The organism is Fischerella thermalis PCC 7521 (assembly GCF_000317225.1).
Lineage (GTDB): Bacteria > Cyanobacteriota > Cyanobacteriia > Cyanobacteriales > Nostocaceae > Fischerella > Fischerella thermalis.
The window spans coordinates 51,591-71,606 of the sequence record NZ_AJLL01000097.1; the positions used below are offsets into that span (position 1 = coordinate 51,591).

Sequence of the window (20,016 nt, forward strand, 5' to 3'; positions counted from 1 at the left end):
TATGATATTTACTGCTGTAGGAAATTACATACATTTTAAACTGGCAATGCCAATTTCTAGGTTGTTAAAAGCTACGAATTTTTGGCAAGATAACTATTTTATCTTCCGAGAGTTCAAATACTTTCCGCGCATGGCTATTTTGGCTCTGGTGTATCTTCTCATAGCAGCAATTTTAGAAGGATTTGGGATTGGTTTTATTCTGTCATTTTTACAAAATTTGACCAATCCCACTGCACCACCAATTAAAACAGGCATTTCCTGGTTTGATATTTGGATATTGGGAGTAAATGCTCCTGCTGCTGAGCGCATCTATCGAATATGTGCGCTAATAATCATGACGACATGGTTACGTTCACTCTTTAATTACTTAGGACAGGTTTATAATCAGAAAACTCAGTTGCATCTTGCTGATCAACTACGTAGACGAGTTTTTGAACAATTGCAAGCATTAAGTCTGAGTTATTTTACCAAGACGCGTTCTGGTGATTTAATTAATAGCATCACATCTGAGATCTACCAGTTAATACAAGCTTTTAATGTAATTTCTTTTCTTTTGACCAGGAGTTCAATTCTATTAGTTTATACAGTGTCAATGTTATTACTATCATGGCAACTAACGCTGATTTCCGTGATGCTGTTTAGTTTGCTATCGGTAGGGATGACAACATTATTAGGACGAGTACGGGAGGCTAGTTTTGCAAGGACAAGCGCTGGTAGTTGGTATACTTCAGTGGCGCTGGAATTTATCAATGGTATTCGCACAGTTCAGGCGTTTGCAGCTCAAGACTATGAGCGCAAACGGTTTTATGATGCTAGTACGAAGCTCCTACAAAGCGCGACCAAATCTGTTTCAGCGATGTCATTGATAGAACCCGTCTCAGAAGGGGTTTCGATCACACTGCTCATTGGTATGCTGATTCTAGCATTTAGGTTCCTAATTCAGAATGGACTGTTGGAATCAGCTTCGCTGTTGACATTTTTATTCGTCTTATTGCGTGTTGCGCCAAATGTGCGTGCGATCGATGCAGCCAGAGCGCAGTTCAACAATTTTCAGGGAGCGTTCAACAATATTAAGGAGCTGTTGAGAACTGACAACAAACTTTACTTACAAAATGGTAAAGTCCAGTTTTCGGGATTGCAGCGAGCCATCAGGTTTGTAGGTGTAGATTTTGGCTACGATGCTAATGAATTGGTATTACATAATATTTCTCTAACTATCGAACGGGGAAAGATGACAGCACTCGTTGGAGCATCTGGTGCTGGTAAATCAACACTGGCTGATTTAATTCCACGATTTTACGACCCAACCAGAGGTAAAATTCTCATGGATGGTGTAGAACTGGGAGAGTATGAGATTAACTCGCTACGCCGCAAGATAGCTGTCGTCAGTCAGGATACATTCATTTTCAATACTTCTGTCCGCAATAATATTGCCTATGCAATGGAAGAGGTAGATGAAGCTGCAATTATGGAAGCAGCTCGATTGGCTCATGCGCTGGAATTTATTCAACAGTTACCTGAAGGCTTTGATACCCAGCTTGGAGATCGAGGAGTCCGGCTATCTGGAGGACAACGTCAGCGTATAGCGATCGCTCGTGCTTTGCTGCGTGATCCAGATATTCTGATCTTAGATGAGGCGACGAGTGCTTTAGACTCTGTGTCTGAAAGGTTAATTCAAGAGTCTTTAGACAAGCTTGCTGTTGGTCGAACAGTGATTGCGATCGCTCATCGCCTTTCTACAATTGTCCGAGCAGATAAAGTCGTAGTGCTTGAACAGGGACGCATTGTAGAGCAAGGAGGATATCAAGATTTATTAGCACAACATGGCAAACTCTGGAAATATCACCAACTTCAACATGAATTGAGTCAAGTAGGGTAGAACAATCAACCTGTCAAGAAACTTTCAATATTCTTGGTACAAGGAAACTGGATAAGATTACAAAAATAAAAATTTAAGGAGGTTTTATCAATTTATGCATCTAGCATATGTTACTAGTTATAATGTCTTAGACCACTCGGATTGGCCTGAAAATCTAGTAGGACTTCGAGGAGCAGGTTATCATTTAGCACAACACTTAGAAAAGCAATCTGTACAACTTGATTATATAGGGCCATTAAAACAAGAATATAGATTTATAAATAGGTTGAAGAGGAAATTTTATAGGAAATTTTTGCATAAAGTTTATGCCTGTTGGGCAGATCCAGCAGTGATTAGAGGCTATGCAGATCAAGTCTATAGAAAACTATCTAGTTCCACAGCAAATATAGTTTTATGCCCAGAGAATGCTCAAACAATAGCATATCTCGAATGTAAGCAACCTATTGTTCTCTGGACAGATGCACCTCAGACAGTATTAATCGATTTTTACTCTATTTTTAGCAATTTCTGTGATGAGTCTAAAAGACACGTATATGCATTAGAAAAAGCAGCATTAGATAGAAGTAAATTAGTAATATTTCTATCAGATTGGGCTGCTCAAAATGCTATCAATATTTATGGAATTAACCCATCTAAAGTAAGAATAGTTCCTTGGGGAGCAAATATAGAATGTAATAGAACCTATGAGGATATTAATAATATAGTGGAATCTAAAAATACACGTTCTTGTAGATTATTATTTATTGGAGTTGATTGGTTAAGAAAAGGAGGAGATACGGCTCTGCATGTGGCTAAAGAATTAAATAAAAGTGGCTTGAAGACTGAATTAATAGTAGTTGGCTCTGAACCTCCAACAAGTGAAACTTTTCCCAATTATGTCAAATTTATTGGATTTATTAATAAATATACAACAGAAGGTATTAAGCAAATCAACGAATTATTTTGTACATCCCATTTCCTAATTGTACCTTCCAGAGCAGAAACCTATGGACACGTTTTTTGTGAAGCAAATTCTTTTGGACTTCCTTCTATAGCTACAAACGTTGGCGGTATACCAACTATTATCAAAGATGGTGTCAACGGAAAAACTTTTTCCGTTAACTCTAGAGTGGGAGAATATTCTACTTATATTGCTTCTCTCATATCTAATTATAGTGAATATAAAAGATTAGCTCGCTCATCATTCCATGAATATAAATCTCGTTTAAGTTGGGAAGTAGCTGCAAAAACAGCAAAACAATTAATTATTGAGCTAGTGTAATATTGCCTAAAAATTGCTAATAATTTGAAAATAAAATCGGTGTTTTTATGCATTTTATTGGTTTAGAAAACGAACTTTCTTCTTTCCGTGGTGGACAGGAATTGAACATGTTTGAGATTTGCAATGGATTATCTCAGCGCGGACATAATATTAGTCTGATTTATTTAAAATCAGGAAATCTTCTGGAAGAGTACCGGAAATTTTGTAATTATCTAAGACAGATAAATAGTTATGAGTTTAATCGTTATAAAATTAATGAATTATTATATTTTTTGCCTGGAATTTTTAGTACCATAAATATTCCAGTTATAAAAAACAGTGTTATTTTTTGCAATGCCTATGATTTCATTTTTTTTGCTTATGTTTTATCTATCATGAAAAACATCCCTTTTGTTTGTTATTTTCAAATTCCGCCTTTTAGTAAAAATTTTAATTATCAAAAATTACTTGGATTTAAGAATTCAAAGAGATTTATTACTGTATCCAATCAAACAAAACTTGATTGGGTAAAGTGTGGCATTAAAGAGGATAAATTTGATGTTGTATATAATGGTACTAACATTGAAAAGTATAAACTGTCAGAAAACTTCTTCTATGTTAGAAATAAATGGAATATTCCTGAAAATATTAGAGTTGTATCATATGTAGGAAGACTGGATAAAGATAAAGGATTAGAAACGCTGATTGGAGCCTTTTCTTTACTTGTAAAAAGTGGTATTGATGCCAAGTTATTGATTGCTGGGAATCCTATACTTCACTTTGCTGCTGATGGGAAAGAAAATCCTGAAGAAGGTGAAAAATACAAGCGTTCCTTAAAACAGTTATCAATAGATTTAGGTATAGAAAAGAATGTAGATTTTTTGGGACATGTAGCAGATACAGTCTCCCTTTACCAAGTCAGTGATGTCACTGTTCTACCTAGTCAATGGTCAGAACCTTTTGGTAGAGTAATTATTGAATCAATGGCTTGTGGAACTCCTGTGGTAGCTAGCAGAATTGGCGGTATTCCCGAAATTTTGACGGGAGAATTTCAACAATGGCTATTTGAACCTGGTAATCAACTAGATTTGGCAGATAAATTGCATTGGATGATTCATTGGAGAGATCGTGACTCTCATTTAGCTCACAGGTGTCGTGAGCATATTTTAGGTAAATTCACTATAGATAAAATGATTGATGGTATTGAGAAAGTGTTATTACAGGTTGCTAAAAAATGAAAAATCTTGTATGCATAAGAATTTTCAGGAATAGAAATTGGTCAAAAAATAAGGCTATAAATGTTAAATTTCCTGCAAAAATCAGGAGAATTGATAATTACGAACACCGATGAACACAGATTGTAGATGTGAGTATTTGATTGAGCAAATGTACCGCACATTCCACGACCATAGTATCTAAAAAATTATAACAATACTATCTTGGGCAACTGGAAATAGATGATAAACTAGGGAAGATTTCTTGAGGAAGTGTTGATGGCACGGACAAACGGGTTAAAAAATCAAACATCAGCGGAAGTTTCACCAGATATTTTAGATTCTGAAGATACAGCCGCAATTAAAGATTCATCGGAACAATTGGAAGATATCCAGGATATTGATGACGTATTGAATTCTTTAAAAACCTTACTAAGTACTGTAGAAAAGCTCCAAAAAGTCCGACAAGAAGTGGGCGATATTAAACCTTTGCTGATGCGGATGCTTGATGGAGAATTGCTTGCTGGTGAAGAACTTGAGCAACTCAAGTCAGGTGTAAGTGGTCTTGTTCGTCTGGTTCGTACTTATAGTGAACATCAAGCAGCATTGGCTAAAGCGCAACCAGCTAGAAACCTGTTAGATCAAGTGTTAAAAGGCAATAAAGCTGGTTAAATTTATGAAATTAAATTGTACGTAGCGATCGCCTACACCTTGATAGGCAATGGAAAAAATGTACAATCCGGATAATTGCAACCAAACTTTATTTAACTTATAGAATTTTATATTACGTATAAATTATTTCATACAAAACTCCTATTTGAGTGTTGCGAAGCTAGGTACACCAAAGAGCTTTCTTTTCTATTGCCTACCTCTACGATTAATTTCAAATATCTAAAGTGGACTGCTATATCCTCAAATCGTTAGATGATAGTTCAATGCAAATGAGCTATATTTGTTATAACAAAGATGCACAATAACTTTTAATACTTAAGTTTTGAGACCTAACAAATTCCTGAATCAATTTGTATCAAAGGTTTCAAGACGCAACTTGCTTATGCTAACATTTTTACATAGGTATAATCGATGCCTAACTTGGTAAGCGCCGTAAAGTAGCGACCAAATGGTAAGAGGATATCTACGGTAAAATTTTAACTAAGTAATAGCTGATTAGTTGTCGAAATTTGTAGCAGAACTTTAGCGATCGCTAGATTACAAAGGCTACTAATTGCACAAACTACACTCAAAAAACTCCAATTGCGTCTTGAGGTTGAATTGTAGAAAAACGCATTTGGTAGGTACAGCAATGACACACATCGAAGGAACCTTCATAGGAGCAGGAGGGCTGAGTCTTTATTATCAAAGTTGGCAGCCAGAAGGAGAATTACGGGCAATTATTGCCATAGTACACGGCTTGGGAGCACATAGCGGATTATTTATGAATGCCGTGCAACATTTATTACCCTTGGGTTATGCTGTCTATGCTTTTGACCTGCGAGGACATGGGCGATCGCCTGGACAACGAGGACATATTAACTCTTGGGCAGAGTTGCGAGAAGATTTACATACCTTTTTGACACATATTCAGGAACAAAGTTCTGGCTGTGCATATTTTTTGTGGGGTCACAGTTTAGGCGCAGTGATAGCTGTAGATTACGCCTTGCGCTTTCCTCAAAGCTTGCAAGGATTGATCCTGACAGCACCTGCTTTAGGAAAAGTTAACCTGCCTCTGGTAAAAGTGGCATTAGGGCGAATGCTTTCACAAGTCTGGCCAAACTTTAGTTTGAAAGTAGGTCTTGATAAGGGAAAAAATTTGCAAGGCCCGAATTATCTTACCATTCAAGATCCATTAAGGCATGAGTATGGTAGCGCCCGACTGGCTGCGGAGTTTTTCGCCACTGAAAAATGGGTTGAAACTCATGCTTGTGAGTTACAAGTACCTTTGCTGATTCTTTATAGCAGTGACGATAAGATCACACCACCAGAAGGTAGCATAAAATTTTTCCAAAAAATAGGCTTCCCGGACAAAGAAATCTATGAATATGCCGGTGATTACCATGATTTTCATTTGGATATCAATTACCAAAAAATACTTGTAGATTTAGAAGATTGGTTAGAAAGACATTTGGATGGAGAAACAGAGAATCAATCATCAAGGTGTCTGATAAAAATACCTACTTTCAAAACCGAACCTTTGACTCATTAAATGGGTTTCTTTGCGAAAAAGATACAAAGCTTGTCGTTGATCCCCAGCATGATCTACATTATTATTAGTACAAAAGAGCTTAGTTTAAGACATGTAGGTATAAAATAAGCCTAAGCCTTAAACTGAGTAAATTATATTTTTAATCAATACAAAGTTGAAAGGAGAAAATTAGGAATTTTCAAGACTTAGGTATTAAAAGTCTGCATCTTAAATGTACCTAATTTGGCATTAATTTTAGCCCGAATATCTTGAGATAATTGATTATCCTTCCTATTGCATAGGAAAAGAACAAATAAAGAACATATAGGGAACTAGGCAAATATTTTCCTATCTCAAAATTGATTTAGGGTTGCTTGATAGAACCATTTATTTGATTTCTGAAAAAACAATCTGATTTTCCTGTTCCCTGTTAAAAGTTCCCTTTCTTACTGATAACGAGGGGAAGAGTCAGAAACTCTTCTTGGAGAATAATGTTATGTACAAATCAGATCTATAAAGCGCCTCCCAACTCTGGACAAGTAGTATTAGGGCGTACTTTACCTTCCTTATTAGATGAAGCGTGCGATCGCACTCCCAACTCCCGTGCTTTCAATCAGTTTACACAAACAGGCTGGCAAGCTTTATCTAATCATGAATTTCGCACAGCTGTAACAGAATTGGCATTAGGCTTGCTGAATTTGCAACTAAAAGCAGGGGATTGCATTGCTTTACTCATGCACAGCGATGTTAATTTTTGTATTGCTGACATGGGTTCCTTGCTTGCAGGTTTAGTGAATGTACCAATTGACTTAACCCAAACAATTGAACACATTATCTTCATTTTGCAGCACACAGAAGCCAAAGCGCTGATTATTTCTGATCTAGACTTGCTTTCTCAAATTATTCCTTATCTGCAAAATGCTAGCAATCTCCAAGCAGTAATAGTTGCTGATGTTTCTATTGAATGGTATCAAAGGCGACAACAATTAACCTGTCAACAAAGTGGGGAAAAAGATCAAATCATTCCTGAAAATCTTTGTTTATCCTTACCAACATCACACTTACCAGCAGCTGCACAATCAGCTATAGATCTTCCACAATGTATTCAAGTTTTTTCAGTAGAGGAAATTCGCTCTCAGGGACGGGAGAAAATTTCTGAATTTAGTTTTCAGGAACTGAATACCAAACTGATAGCTAATAACCTGGCCACGATCATTTATATTCCTGGAACCACTGGAGAACCGCAAGGGGTAATGCTTACCCATGAAAATCTCTCTGCTAATGCAGTAGCAATGTTTACAGGAATACCTAATTTGGGATTGGGAACAGAAGAAATTGTTCTTTCTTTTTTGCCATTAACCCATGTTTTTGCTCGTGTGCTTGTCTATGGGCATATTAAATATGGTCACAGCATTTATTTCAGCAATTCTCATCGTATTTTAAAACACCTGCAAGAAGTCAAACCAACAATATTTGCTACAGTACCTTTACTGTTAGAAAAAATTTATCACAAGCTTTTAGAAATAGGAGAAAAAAATCAGAAACGGGTAAAATTGCCCCGTCCTCATATTACCTTGTCATCCTTAAAGTTCTCTACTAACTGGGTGAGAAAAACCTCACTTACTGCTTGGCGAGAAGCCACTGTGCGGTTGTCTACAACAGGGAGAACCCTAAAAACCCATTTAACTTCAGCACGTCGATTCTCTGTTCCCTTATCTCAATCGGTGATGAATTGGGCAATAAAAATAGCTCAAAAATATGAATTAGGAAAAATACCACAACGTCGATATGCTTTGATGTTGAAACTGGCAGACAGATTAGTATTTTACCAGTGGCGTGCTGTTTTTGGTAGCAATATAAAATACCTAATTAGCGGAGGTGCAGCTTTAAAAGCAGAAATTGCGAATTTATTTGCGGCTGCGGGAATGAAAATTTTACAAGGCTATGGTTTAACAGAAACTAGTTCAGCCGTAACTTGTAATCGCGGTCAATTCAATCGTGCTGGAACTGTCGGTGTAGCGATCGCTGGCGTAGAAATTACGATAGCTGAAGATGGGGAAATTCTCACCAGAAGTCCTTACATTACTCAAGGCTATTACAAAAACTCACAAGCTACCCAGCAACTCATCGATGCTGAAGGTTGGTTACATACAGGTGACTTGGGAGAATTTACATCTGACGGTTTTCTCAAGATTACTGGTTTGAAGAAAAGCCGTTTTAAACTTTCTACAGGCAAGTATGTCACACCACAACCAATAGAAAGTCGGTTAGAAAAATCTGCTTTGATAACAAAAGCTGTGACTGTTGGTGCTGATCGTAAGTTTTGTGCCATGCTGATTTTTCCTAATTTAGATAATTTACAGCAGCAGGCTTTATCAATAGGAATTGATTTACCAACTGAAGAATTACTTCAGCATCCTTGCATCGTTGCTTTATATCAAGCATTGGTGGATGAAGCGAATTGTCATTTACCTCATTGGTCAACGGTAAAAAAATTCCGGCTAATTAATGCCAAATTTACTGTTGAGAATGGGCTACTAACAACAAATCAGCAAGTAAATAGGACCAAAATTTTAGAAGTATTTGCTGAAGAAATTAATGCAATATATGAAGATAAGAGGATGCAAAGATATGAAAATGTCACAATAGAACAAATGGATAATTTATGTCCGGTGAATCAGAGGTTTTCTTGTCCTGCGTTTGCTCAATCTCTGAGTTCTTAGATATTAGGCTTGTGGTGAAGGTTAATAGCCTGAAATGAACCGCCAAGAACGCCAAGAACGCAAAGGAAAGAGAGTTTAGTAAATTATTGAAAATTAGGTTAGGTATTTATTCAATCCAAAATTTAAGAAGGAAGGGTGATATATGTTTAAGCCGTTCCAAAAAGCCGCAGTCTTGGGTGCGGGAGTGATGGGTTCACAAATCGCTGCACATTTGGCTAATGCGGGATTAACAGTTCATTTATTAGATATTGCGGCTCAAGGCGACAATAAAAATTATGTCGTAGAAACAGCTTTTAAAAAGGCTATTAAGCAGTCTCCACCGATTTTATTTACAGAAAAAACAGCTCGTCGTGTGATTTTGGGGAATTTTGACGAGCATTTTCACCGCATTGCTGATGTTGATTGGGTAATAGAAGTTGTAGTTGAAAATCTCGCTATTAAACAAGATTTGATGGCGCGGATAGAAGGTGTAATTAGTGATGATACTGTAGTATCTACTAATACTAGTGGTCTACCTGTTCATGAAATTGCTCAAGGACGTTCTGAGTCTTTTCGGAAGAGGTTTTTAGGTACTCACTTTTTTAATCCGCCGCGCTACTTGAAGTTACTAGAGTTAATTCCGACACCGGATACTGAGCCGCAAATCCTGGAAAAAATGCGGTGGTTTGCTTGGATGCATCTTGGTAAAGGTGTAGTGGTAGCTAAAGATACCCCTAACTTTATAGCCAACCGCATAGGTATGTATGCAACTATGCTGGGTATCCGGGGTGTGATTGAGCAAGGTTACACAATTGAAGAAATTGATACATTAACAGGGGTGATTGCTGGACGACCGAAATCAGCGACATTTCGCACGGCTGATTTGGTAGGGTTAGATACTTTGATGTATGTGGCACACAACCTTTACCCAGCTATTGTCCATGATGAAAGCCGGGAAGTCTTTCGAGTGCCAGAGTTGCTGAAGAAACTGGTGGAAACTGGGTCGTTAGGAGCAAAAACAGGTCAAGGATTTTACAAGAAGCAAGGTAAGGAAATACTCTCGATTAATCCGACAACGCTGGCTTACGAAGCAGCGAAACCGCTTGATTTAGGGGATATTGAGGCAATTGGGAAAATTGATGATTTAGGCGATCGCTTACGCAAACTCTACCATGATTCTGGTCGTGCAGGTGCATTCTTCCGCAAACTAACCTTAGAAATCCTGGGTTACAGCGCCCGTCGCATCCCAGAAATTGCCGACAGACCAGCAGATATCGACCGGGCAATCCGGTGGGGTTTCGGCTGGGAACTCGGCCCGTTTGAAATTTGGGATGTCTTGGGCTTTGAAACTGTATTGGCAGATATGAAAGCGGCTGGTATATCTGTGCCTGAGTGGGTAGAAAAGATGCACGATTCTGGTGTGCATAACTTCTATCAAAAAGACCGACTATCTTGGGCTGAACAAAAAGTAGTCGATGCTTGTGCAGTCTGCATCAGCGCACTACCAAAAGCCCCAACAGATGAAATTCAGATAGCAGCTATCAAAGAAGATGCCAAAAACATCTTGTGGCAAAACTCAGAAGCCTCTTTATTAGACTTGGGCGATGGAGTTGTTTTATACGAGTTTCATTCCAAAGGCAATACCCTGACTTTAAAAGTAATAGAAGGCTTAACCAAAATACTAGATATTGTCGAGAACAGTGATTATCGGGGATTAGTCATAGGTAACGACAGTGCCAACTTCTCTGGAGGGGCGAATTTGGCAGAAATGGCCATGTTAGCCCAGACAAATAACGGTAAAGGCATCGCCGATTTAATCGTCAAATTCCAAACCTTACTGCAACGCATTAAATATTTTCCCAAACCAATAGTCACCGCAATTGTCGGACGAGTTTTAGGCGGAGGTTGTGAATTAGTCTTAGCTTCTCCTCATGTAGTTGCAGCCGCAGAAACTTATATTGGACTGGTAGAACTCAGCGTTGGTTTGATTCCTGGAGGTGGCGGCATCATGCGGATGGTGACTTGGGCAGCTGATAAAGCCGCCAGCGAATCACCACAAGATATTCAACCCTTCCTGCGAAAAGTATTTGAAACTGTTGGCATGGCCAAGGTTTCCAATAGCGCCCATGAAGGGCAAGAATTAGGCTTCCTCCCACCCACAACCAAGATTGTCATGAATGCCGACCGACTTTTAACTGTAGCCAAAGCAGAAATACTCTATTTAGACCGCATAGGTTACATGCCACCACCAAAACGTAACACCATCATGGTGTTAGGTCTTCCAGCGCGGGCAATGTTGGAACACACCGCATATGTCATGCAGCAGGGGGGCTACATTTCAGAGTATGACCATTATTTAGCTAGCCGCTTAGCTTATGTGATGACAGGCGGAGAATTGACAGCACCTGCCTTGGTCAATGAAAACTACTTATTGAGATTAGAAACAGAGGCGTTTTTACCACTATTACAGCAACCGAAAACACAAGAACGGATTGCTTATATGTTGAAAACGAAAAAGCCTTTGAGGAATTAAGAGAAGGCAGGTTTAACAAACCGCCAAGTACGCCAAGAAAAGAAAGAGAGAGAATTTTCTAAATCATTGAGGACTGCCATATCATCCAACTTTGAATTCTTGGCGTTCTTGGCGACTTGGCGGTTCGATAAATACAGATTTAAAAATTAGCCGGAGTTATTTATGAAACAAGCCTACATAATCAGCAGTGTTCGCACACCTGTAGGAAAAGCGCCACGGGGTACGTTACACAATATGCGTCCGGATGATATGGGTGCAGTTGTTGTCAAAGCAGCCATTGAACGAGTTAGAGACTTAGAGCCTGTATACATTGATGATGTAATTATGGGTTGTGCTTTTCCGGAAGCAGAACAGGGATTTAATATCGGGCGGTTAATTGCCCAACGTGCAGGTTTACCTGATTCTGTAGCAGGTATGACGGTGAATCGGTTCTGTGCTTCTGGACTGCAAGCAATCGCAATCGCAACCCAAGCAATCATGGTAGGACATGCGGAAGTCATTGTTGCGGGTGGTGCGGAATCTATGAGTTTGATTCCGATGGGAGGACATTATTTCGCCCCCAACCCAAGAATGATGGTAGATATGCCCAAGGTTTACTGCACGATGGGTATTACCGCCGAAAACGTCATGCAGTACTACGAAATCTCCCGCCAAGAACAGGATGCTTTTGCTTTACGTTCCCATCAAAAAGCTTTAGTTGCCATTAGGCAAGGTCGGTTTACAGAAGAAATCGTACCACTCGAAGTCCGGGACATACTCTATATTGATGGCACTCCGCGACCGGTAGAAAAGGTATTTACGGTAGATGAAGGGCCGCGTCCTGATACCAGTATGGAAGCTTTGATGAAATTACCACCTGTATTCCGTGTCGGTGGTGGTGTGACAGCCGGTAACTCATCGCAAATGTCAGACGGTGCAGCAGCAACAGTGGTAATGAGCGATCGCATGGTGCGGATGCTTGATGTCCGTCCGATGGGTAAGATGTTAGGCTATGCGGTTGCGGGTGTAGCACCAGAAGTAATGGGTATTGGCCCTGTAGAAGCTGTACCTAAAGTTTTAAAACAGGTGGGTTTGACTTTAAATGACATTGGCTTAATCGAACTTAACGAAGCCTTTGCTGCCCAAAGTTTGGCTGTGATTCGCAAACTCGGACTCAACGAGGAAATTGTCAATGTCAACGGTGGTGCGATCGCCCTTGGTCATCCTCTCGGTTGCACTGGTGCGAAACTCACAGCTACTCTCCTCCATGAAATGAAACGGCGTAGTGTCCGTTATGGTTTGGTGACGATGTGTGTTGGTGGGGGAATGGGTGCTGCGGCTGTGTTTGAGAATTTGATGATTTAGGGCAGAGGGCAGACGGCAGAGGGCAGAAGGCAGAGGGCAGACGGCAGAGGGCAGAGGGCAGAAGGAATAAATTGTTATATTTTATACTCTATTTCTCTACTCTGTGCCTCTGCGTCTGGTGCGTGAGTTCATTTTACAAATAACGGTGAAATTATAATGAACCTTATTCATCCAACCGTAGTTATTTCTACGCTAATTTTCCTACTACTATTACTTGGTTACATGGGTTTTCCTTTGTGGGTTTGGTCGGTTTATTTGGCAGTATTACTAGTATATTTTCAGTCCCCGATCTGGATTTGGGTGATTTTTGGTGCGATCGCTTGCATATTCAATATCCCTATTCTGCGGCAAAAGCTGATTACATCATCATTGATTAAAGCTATTAAAGCTTTGAATTTATTACCAAAAATCTCTGATACTGAACGGGCTGCAATTGAAGCGGGAAATGTTTGGGTAGATGGAGAATTTTTTTCTGGGAAACCAGACTTCCAAAGAATTAATCTAGAACCATATCCCCAAGTCACACCAGAATTGCAAGCATTTCTGGATGGTCCGGTGGAACAAGTTTGTCGCATGGTGAGTGATTGGGAAATTTACCTTCGCAAGGATTTACCGCCGGAGGTTTGGGATTATCTCAAAAAAGAGCGGTTTTTGGGGATGATGATACCTGAAGAATATGGCGGCTTGGGATTTTCTAATTTTGCTTACAGCAGTGTGATGACAAAGTTGGCGTCTCGTTCTTTTACCCATATCGCCACTGTGGGGGTGACAAACTCATTGGGCCCGGCAAAATTATTACTCCGCTACGGTACACAGGAACAGAAAAATTATTACCTCCCGCGCCTGGCACGGGGTGAAGAAATTCCTTGTTTTGCCCTGACAGAACCAACTGCTGGTTCAGATGCAGCCAGTATCAAGTCTGAAGGAATCGTGTTTAGAGGCGAGGATGGCAAGCTTTATTTGCGTCTGAATTGGAAGAAGCGATATATTACCTTAGCTGCGATCGCCACTCTCTTAGGACTAGCTTTCAAATTACGTGATCCGGAAGATTACTTAGGTAAAGGTAAAGATGTTGGCATTACCTGTGTTTTAATTCCTACTGATACCCCAGGCGTAATCATGGGTAGGCGGCACGATCCGATGGGTGTGCCTTTTTACAATTCTCCCACGGAAGGACATAACGTTGTTGTGAGTGTTGACCAAATTATCGGCGGTGTAGAACAGGCGGGTAATGGCTGGAAAATGCTGATGCAGACTTTGGCAGCAGGTCGGGGAATTAGCTTCCCTGCTAGTTGTACGGGAGTAGCAAAATTAGTAGCCAGAGTTACAGGGGCTTATGCTGTAGTCCGGCAACAATTTGGTTTGTCGATTGGTCGTTTTGAAGGCGTAGAAGAACCTCTAGCACGCATTGGCAGTCTCACTTACTTAATGGAATCTGTGCGAAATTATACTTGTGGTGCAGTAGATAAAGGAGAACAACCAGCAGTCATTTCGGCGATCGCTAAATACAGTTTGACAGAACTCTCCCGCAAAATTATTAATGATGGCATGGACATTATGGGCGGTGCAGGGATTTGTCGCGGCCCCAGAAATTTATTAGCAAATATTTATACAGCTACCCCAATTTCAATCACCGTCGAAGGCGCAAACATTCTCACCCGCACCTTAATGATTTTTGGACAAGGAGCAATTCGCTGCCATCCTTATGTATACCAGGAGATTACAGCGCTGGAGCAATCAGATGTCACAGCCTTTGATCAAGCATTCTGGCATCATCTTGGACTGACAGTACGTAATACTTTCCGTGCATTACTTCTCAGTATTTCCCGTGGATATTTGGCTGCTTCTCCCGTCCCAGGTGCAACAGCTAAATACTACCGCAAACTAGAGTGGGCATCTGCTACCTTTGCCTTGCTAACTGACATCACTATCTTTTCCTTTAGAGGCGCATTGAAGCGACAAGAAAAGCTGACAGGCAGGTTTGCGGATATTCTCACCTGGATGTACTTAGCAACTGCAACCCTAAGACGCTTTGAAGCCGAAGGGCGAAAACCAGAAGACTTACCTTTTGTTCACTGGGTAATGCAGTACGCTTTTGCTCAAATCCAGTCAGCCTTTGAGGGAATTTTCCAGAATTTCTCCGTACCAGTTCTAGGTACACTGTTTGCTGGGCCTGTAAGTTGGTGGTGGCGACTAAATCCCATAGGTTCCCTACCCAATGATAAACTTGGCAGTGAAGTTGCCCGAAAACTACAAACTCCCGGACAAATACGCGATCGCCTCACCGCAGGAATTTATATTCCTGCTAGTAGCGAAGAAGCATTGGGAAGATTAGAAAAAGCATTCATCTTGTTATCCCAAGCCGAACCATTACTCAAAAAGCTCAAAAATGCCAGCCAAACAGAGAAACTACCACAACAAAAACCCGACGAACTGATTTCAGCAGCCCTCCAAGCCGGAGTAATTAGTAACAAAGAAGTTGAACTCATCTGTGAAGCAGAGTTCGCCCGTAATGATGCCATTCAAGTAGATTCCTTTACTTTAGAGGAATATTTGCAAGGCACTCAAGAGAGCAAAGGTAGATGGCAGATGGTGAAATAATTATACCCGAGAAACACTCCGCGTCCCTTTGCGTTTAAAGAAGAAAAGTAAACGAATCTAAAATCCTTTTACCTCCTGTCTACAGTTGTGAAGAATTAAGACAGCTATAGATATTAACACTTACTCATAGTGATATGGTTAAATCCAAACTCTAAATAAGTTATATCAAGTCCGGCTAACTGCTTAGGATATTATTCTGACGCAGTTGGGCATTGGGTATTTGTTTTTCCCATTAGCAATTACCAATTACCCATTACCGACCTCAACGAATAATACAAGTGTTCAAACGGACATGATATTTAGTGTCTCTCTTTACCTGGGAAACTCAGCGAGATCAAAAGGAGAACACGCATGAAGGTTGGTATTCCCAAGGAAGTTTACCCTGGCGAACGTCGTGTAGCAGCTACACCGGAAACAGCCAAACGTCTAATGAAGCTTGGTTTCGATGTATTGATTGAAAAGCGTGCAGGTGCAAGTGCCAACTTTACAGATGAAGCATACATACAAGCTGAATGCACAATTGTTCCAGATGCTCCCACTCTCTGGGCACAGTCAGATATTGTACTGAAGGTGCGTCCACCGCAAATGCACCCGGAAATCGGCAAACATGAAACCGAACTGCTGCGTGAAGGAGGTACGCAAATCGGTTTCATCTGGCCAGCCCAAAATCCGGATTTACTCGATAAACTGGCAGCACGTAAAGCTACAGTGTTAGCAATGGATGCAGTACCGCGCATCACTAGGGCGCAAAAGATGGATGCCCTAAGTTCCATGGCCAATCTTGCTGGCTACCGCGCTGTGATTGAGGCTGCTAACCACTTCGGACGCTTCTTTAACGGACAGATTACAGCAGCCGGAAAGGTGCAACCTGCGAAGGTACTGGTAATTGGTGCTGGTGTAGCTGGACTAGCAGCTATCGGTACTGCTAAGAACTTAGGTGCAATTGTCCGTGCTTTTGATACACGACTTGTAGTTAAGGAACAGGTAAAGAGTCTAGGTGCAGAGTTTCTGGAACTGAATTTTGCCGAAGATGGTACGGGTGAGGGCGGCTACGCCAAGGTCATGAGTGAGGAATTCATCAAGGCTGAAATGGAATTGTTCGCCGCTCAAGCTCAAGAAGTAGACATTATCATTACGACGGCGCTGATCCCAGGTAAAAAAGCACCTGTACTGATTACACAGGAAATGGTTGAGAGCATGAAGGAGGGATCGGTCATTGTTGATATGGCCGCAGAACAGGGCGGTAATTGTGCCTGTACTCATCCTGGTGAAGTTTATTGTTACAAGGGAGTGACGATTGTCGGTTTGACTGATCTACCCAGCCGGATGGCCCAACAAGCAAGCCAACTTTATGGCAACAATCTTTACCATCTCCTGGAAGAAATGGGAGGAGCGAAAAACTACAAAGTTGATCTCGAAAACGAGGTGATTCGGGGTACTTTAGTAGTTCATCAAGGAGAGATTACCTGGCCACCACCGAAGAAAATGGTGGGCGCACAGGGAGAAGAGAAGCAGGAGGAAAAGAAGAAAGAGCCTACCCTTGTCGTCCCCCCATCTCTCCCCATTGCTTCATCTCCTACTTCTAGTAGTTCCTCAAAGGTCAGTAATAACCTGCTATGGCTAATCTTTGTTGGTTTAGCTCTCGTCGGTATTGGTATAAGTGCCCCTGCTTCGTTCTTATCTCATTTGATTGTGTTTGTTCTGGCTTGCTTTGTTGGTTGGCAGGTGATCTGGAATGTTAAGCCTGCTCTCCATACTCCACTGATGAGTGTCACCAATGCGATTAGCGGCATCATTATTATTGGCGGTATGCTGCAACTGTCTGGAGTATCAAGTTCATCGACTATCTTAGGAGCGATCGCTATTTTCGTCGGGACAATCAATATTTCTGGTGGCTTCCTAGTCACCCAAAGGATGCTCAGGATGTTCCAAAAGTAGAGAGAAAAGAATTATGTCGAACAATCTACTGACAGTTGCCTATATAGTGGCTAGCGCCTTATTTATTCTCAGTCTTGGAGGACTTTCCAATCAGGAAACTGCTCGCCAAGGCAATGTTTACGGCATAGTTGGTATGCTGATTGCTCTGGTTGCTACTGCACTCTCGCTAGATGTCACTACATACGGTGTCCTCGCGTCAGTTGTCATCCCAGGAGCCGTTATCGGTGCAATTGTGGCTTCTCGGGTAGCAATGACTTCAATGCCAGAATTAGTAGCGATTCTGCATAGCTTTGTAGGGATGGCAGCAGTTCTGGTAGGCATTGCCAATTATCTGCAAGAGTCGATAGAACTCACTCCTGTTGAGTCTACAATTCACGAAATTGAAATTTTTGTGGGTGTGTTTATTGGTGCTGTCACCTTCACAGGTTCGGTGGTTGCTTTTGGCAAATTGCGGGGTATCATCAGCAGCAAACCTCTGCTTTTGCCAGGGCGACACTTACTCAACCTGGGGATGATTGGGACTTGCGTATGGTTGGGTTTCGAGTTTTTGACCATAGCACATCTGAGTGGACTGCAATCGCTGTTAGGGATGTTTGCGATCGCTTCGGTTTTGGGCATTCATCTAGTGATGGCGATCGGTGGTGCTGATATGCCGGTGGTCATCTCTATGCTCAATAGCTACTCTGGATGGGCCGCCGCCGCTGCTGGTTTCATGCTATCGAACGATTTGCTGATCATTACGGGGGCGCTGGTAGGCAGTAGTGGTGCAATCCTCAGCTATATCATGTGCAAGGCCATGAACCGCTCCTTCCTCAGCGTGATTCTTGGCGGCTTTGGTGAGCAAACAAGTGCAGCAACTCCTAGTGGAGAAAAATTTGAGGGCAATGTCACCACAACAACAATTGCGGATACTGTACAACTTTTGCAAAATTCCAAGAGTGTCATCGTTGTCCCTGGCTACGGTATGGCAGTAGCTCAAGCCCAGCATACTGTATCAGAACTCACAAAATTGCTGCGCGATCGCGGTGTCCAGGTTCGTTTTGGCATCCATCCAGTTGCTGGTAGAATGCCTGGACATATGAACGTCCTTCTAGCTGAGGCTAATGTACCCTACGACATCGTCCTGGAAATGGATGAGATTAACGAGGACTTTCCCAAAACTGATGTGGTACTGGTGATCGGTGCTAACGACACTGTTAACCCCAGTGCTTTGGAAGATCCTCAGAGTCTGATTGCTGGTATGCCAGTCTTAGAAGTCTGGAAGGCTGGTACTGTTGTAGTGATGAAACGTAGTATGGCCAGTGGCTACGCCGGTGTTGAGAATCCTCTGTTTTATAAAGACAACACCCGGATGCTATTTGGCGATGCCAAGAAAAATCTGGATGCGATCGTTGCAAAACTTGTACAGTTAAGTGAGGCAAGTGTAGAGTTGCGCCAACCTGCATTTGATCATGTACCGGTAACAGGCAGAGTATTAAACCTCTTGCATGAATCCTAAAAAACTCTGTTAATCACTTTGTAAGTTTACCAACTTAACATAGTTTACTGGTCTAGAGGTGAAGTTGGAGAATCCAAAAGAATTTCCTGTCGCGGTTCTCGTACCTCCCACTGACACCTTCTTTCATTCGGTTGGTTGTAATTAATTGCCATTGTGAAATTGCGGGATTGGACGCTGTTGTTGCGGAGATTTACAATCGCCTGAGTGTAGTTTCCTCCTGCAACAGCTGTCCATTGCAACATATTTGTCGCATTAGGTTGGTCGGGAACAAAGCGCATTTTATACCTAACTCTCTCTAGGGAATCACCAGGACGGACAAAAACTAAACCCTTAACAATATCTGCTACTCGTTCAAGGAGATCGGCAGAAATAAAGCTACAATTGTTAGGGGCATCTCCTTTAACTAAGGCTAGATAAGGGCGATCAACTAAAGAGTCTATTTGTTGAGCTTGAACTCCAAAGTTGGAGGAAAAGATCAGGGTAATAGGCAATATCAGAAAAACAGCTTTTCTCATAGTTAAGTTCAAAATTTAACTAAGAAAATTAAGTATTTGGACAAAATTAAATTCATTGGCGAAAACAGTCAATAGGTAAGAGTTAAAGGGAAAGATAAATCCTCTACTCTTGCCTTATCTTAAACTCCAGCAATCAATTTAGATATTCCTTGTCACTTAACTTCAACATTAGAAACTCGTTGCCAAAAATTTGTAGTTTTGGGGGTGCAATTTTACATCAAACTTTGGTATGATAAAAACCTGTGAGTGCGGCGGCATAGCCAAGTGGTAAGGCAGAGGTCTGCAAAACCTTTATTCCCCGGTTCAAATCCGGGTGCCGCCTTTGAGAAAATAAAGGCAGGCGATCACCTGTAAAAATATTTGTGCAAAA

At 41.1% G+C, this 20,016-nt stretch carries 12 protein-coding genes and 1 tRNA gene; 12 read left to right on the plus strand and 1 reads right to left on the minus strand.

All coding sequences use genetic code 11. The annotated features are described in order from the left end of the window. The first annotated feature begins 1 nt into the window (after position 1). From hepA to pntB, 11 genes are all read left to right on the plus strand, one after another. Positions 2–1,879: a heterocyst formation ABC transporter subunit HepA gene (gene hepA / locus UYK_RS0120495; protein WP_009456389.1), complete on the plus strand. Its 1,878-nt coding sequence runs from the start codon at positions 2–4 to the stop codon at positions 1,877–1,879. Between the two features lie 94 nt (positions 1,880–1,973). Next, positions 1,974–3,140 carry a glycosyltransferase family 4 protein gene (locus UYK_RS0120500; protein ID WP_016872074.1) on the plus strand — a complete coding sequence of 389 codons (1,167 nt, stop codon included), beginning with the start codon at positions 1,974–1,976 and terminating at the stop codon, positions 3,138–3,140. 47 nt (positions 3,141–3,187) lie between these two features. Further along, on the plus strand, positions 3,188–4,357 hold the full coding sequence (locus UYK_RS0120505; RefSeq protein WP_016872075.1) for a glycosyltransferase family 4 protein: 1,170 nt from the start codon (positions 3,188–3,190) through the stop codon (positions 4,355–4,357). A gap of 255 nt (positions 4,358–4,612) precedes the next feature. After that, entirely contained in the window at positions 4,613–5,005 is a 393-nt protein-coding gene (locus UYK_RS0120510; protein ID WP_009456392.1) for a hypothetical protein, read from the plus strand. A gap of 631 nt (positions 5,006–5,636) precedes the next feature. Beyond that, positions 5,637–6,536: an alpha/beta hydrolase gene (locus UYK_RS0120515; RefSeq protein ID WP_009456393.1), complete on the plus strand. Its 900-nt coding sequence runs from the start codon at positions 5,637–5,639 to the stop codon at positions 6,534–6,536. 470 nt (positions 6,537–7,006) lie between these two features. Continuing rightward, positions 7,007–9,238, plus strand: a complete 2,232-nt coding sequence (locus tag UYK_RS0120520; RefSeq protein WP_009456394.1) for an AMP-dependent synthetase/ligase — start codon at positions 7,007–7,009, stop codon at positions 9,236–9,238. 142 nt (positions 9,239–9,380) lie between these two features. After that, positions 9,381–11,750, plus strand: coding sequence for a 3-hydroxyacyl-CoA dehydrogenase/enoyl-CoA hydratase family protein (locus UYK_RS0120525; protein ID WP_009456395.1), 2,370 nt, complete (start codon positions 9,381–9,383; stop codon positions 11,748–11,750). Positions 11,751–11,912: 162 nt separating this feature from the next. Then, positions 11,913–13,094: a thiolase family protein gene (locus UYK_RS0120530; protein WP_009456396.1), complete on the plus strand. Its 1,182-nt coding sequence runs from the start codon at positions 11,913–11,915 to the stop codon at positions 13,092–13,094. A 156-nt stretch (positions 13,095–13,250) separates the two neighbouring features. Beyond that, positions 13,251–15,695 (plus strand): acyl-CoA dehydrogenase, encoded by a 2,445-nt coding sequence (locus UYK_RS0120535; RefSeq protein ID WP_009456397.1) that lies wholly within the window; start codon positions 13,251–13,253, stop codon positions 15,693–15,695. A 351-nt stretch (positions 15,696–16,046) separates the two neighbouring features. Further along, positions 16,047–17,633 (plus strand): Re/Si-specific NAD(P)(+) transhydrogenase subunit alpha, encoded by a 1,587-nt coding sequence (pntA, locus tag UYK_RS0120540; protein ID WP_009456398.1) that lies wholly within the window; start codon positions 16,047–16,049, stop codon positions 17,631–17,633. A 13-nt stretch (positions 17,634–17,646) separates the two neighbouring features. Then, entirely contained in the window at positions 17,647–19,131 is a 1,485-nt protein-coding gene (gene pntB, locus UYK_RS0120545) for a Re/Si-specific NAD(P)(+) transhydrogenase subunit beta (protein ID WP_016872077.1), read from the plus strand. Positions 19,132–19,175: 44 nt separating this feature from the next. Here the strand turns inward: pntB and UYK_RS0120550 are convergent, their stop codons facing one another. Beyond that, on the minus strand, positions 19,176–19,646 hold the full coding sequence (locus UYK_RS0120550; protein WP_009456400.1) for a hypothetical protein: 471 nt from the start codon (positions 19,644–19,646) through the stop codon (positions 19,176–19,178). 250 nt (positions 19,647–19,896) lie between these two features. Here UYK_RS0120550 and UYK_RS0120555 point away from each other — a divergent pair. Beyond that, positions 19,897–19,968: transfer RNA gene (locus UYK_RS0120555), tRNA-Cys, on the plus strand. The last annotated feature ends 48 nt before the right edge of the window (positions 19,969–20,016 follow it).

Coding starts and splice junctions, on each gene's coding strand:
- pntA (WP_009456398.1), top strand. CDS start 16,047: ATGAAGGTTGGTATTCCCAAGGAAGTTTACCCTGGCGAACGTCGTGTA.
- UYK_RS0120510 (WP_009456392.1), top strand. CDS start 4,613: ATGGCACGGACAAACGGGTTAAAAAATCAAACATCAGCGGAAGTTTCA.
- UYK_RS0120535 (WP_009456397.1), top strand. CDS start 13,251: ATGAACCTTATTCATCCAACCGTAGTTATTTCTACGCTAATTTTCCTA.
- UYK_RS0120515 (WP_009456393.1), top strand. CDS start 5,637: ATGACACACATCGAAGGAACCTTCATAGGAGCAGGAGGGCTGAGTCTT.
- hepA (WP_009456389.1), top strand. CDS start 2: ATGATATTTACTGCTGTAGGAAATTACATACATTTTAAACTGGCAATG.
- UYK_RS0120525 (WP_009456395.1), top strand. CDS start 9,381: ATGTTTAAGCCGTTCCAAAAAGCCGCAGTCTTGGGTGCGGGAGTGATG.
- UYK_RS0120530 (WP_009456396.1), top strand. CDS start 11,913: ATGAAACAAGCCTACATAATCAGCAGTGTTCGCACACCTGTAGGAAAA.
- pntB (WP_016872077.1), top strand. CDS start 17,647: ATGTCGAACAATCTACTGACAGTTGCCTATATAGTGGCTAGCGCCTTA.
- UYK_RS0120550 (WP_009456400.1), bottom strand. CDS start 19,646: ATGAGAAAAGCTGTTTTTCTGATATTGCCTATTACCCTGATCTTTTCC.
- UYK_RS0120505 (WP_016872075.1), top strand. CDS start 3,188: ATGCATTTTATTGGTTTAGAAAACGAACTTTCTTCTTTCCGTGGTGGA.
- UYK_RS0120500 (WP_016872074.1), top strand. CDS start 1,974: ATGCATCTAGCATATGTTACTAGTTATAATGTCTTAGACCACTCGGAT.
- UYK_RS0120520 (WP_009456394.1), top strand. CDS start 7,007: ATGTTATGTACAAATCAGATCTATAAAGCGCCTCCCAACTCTGGACAA.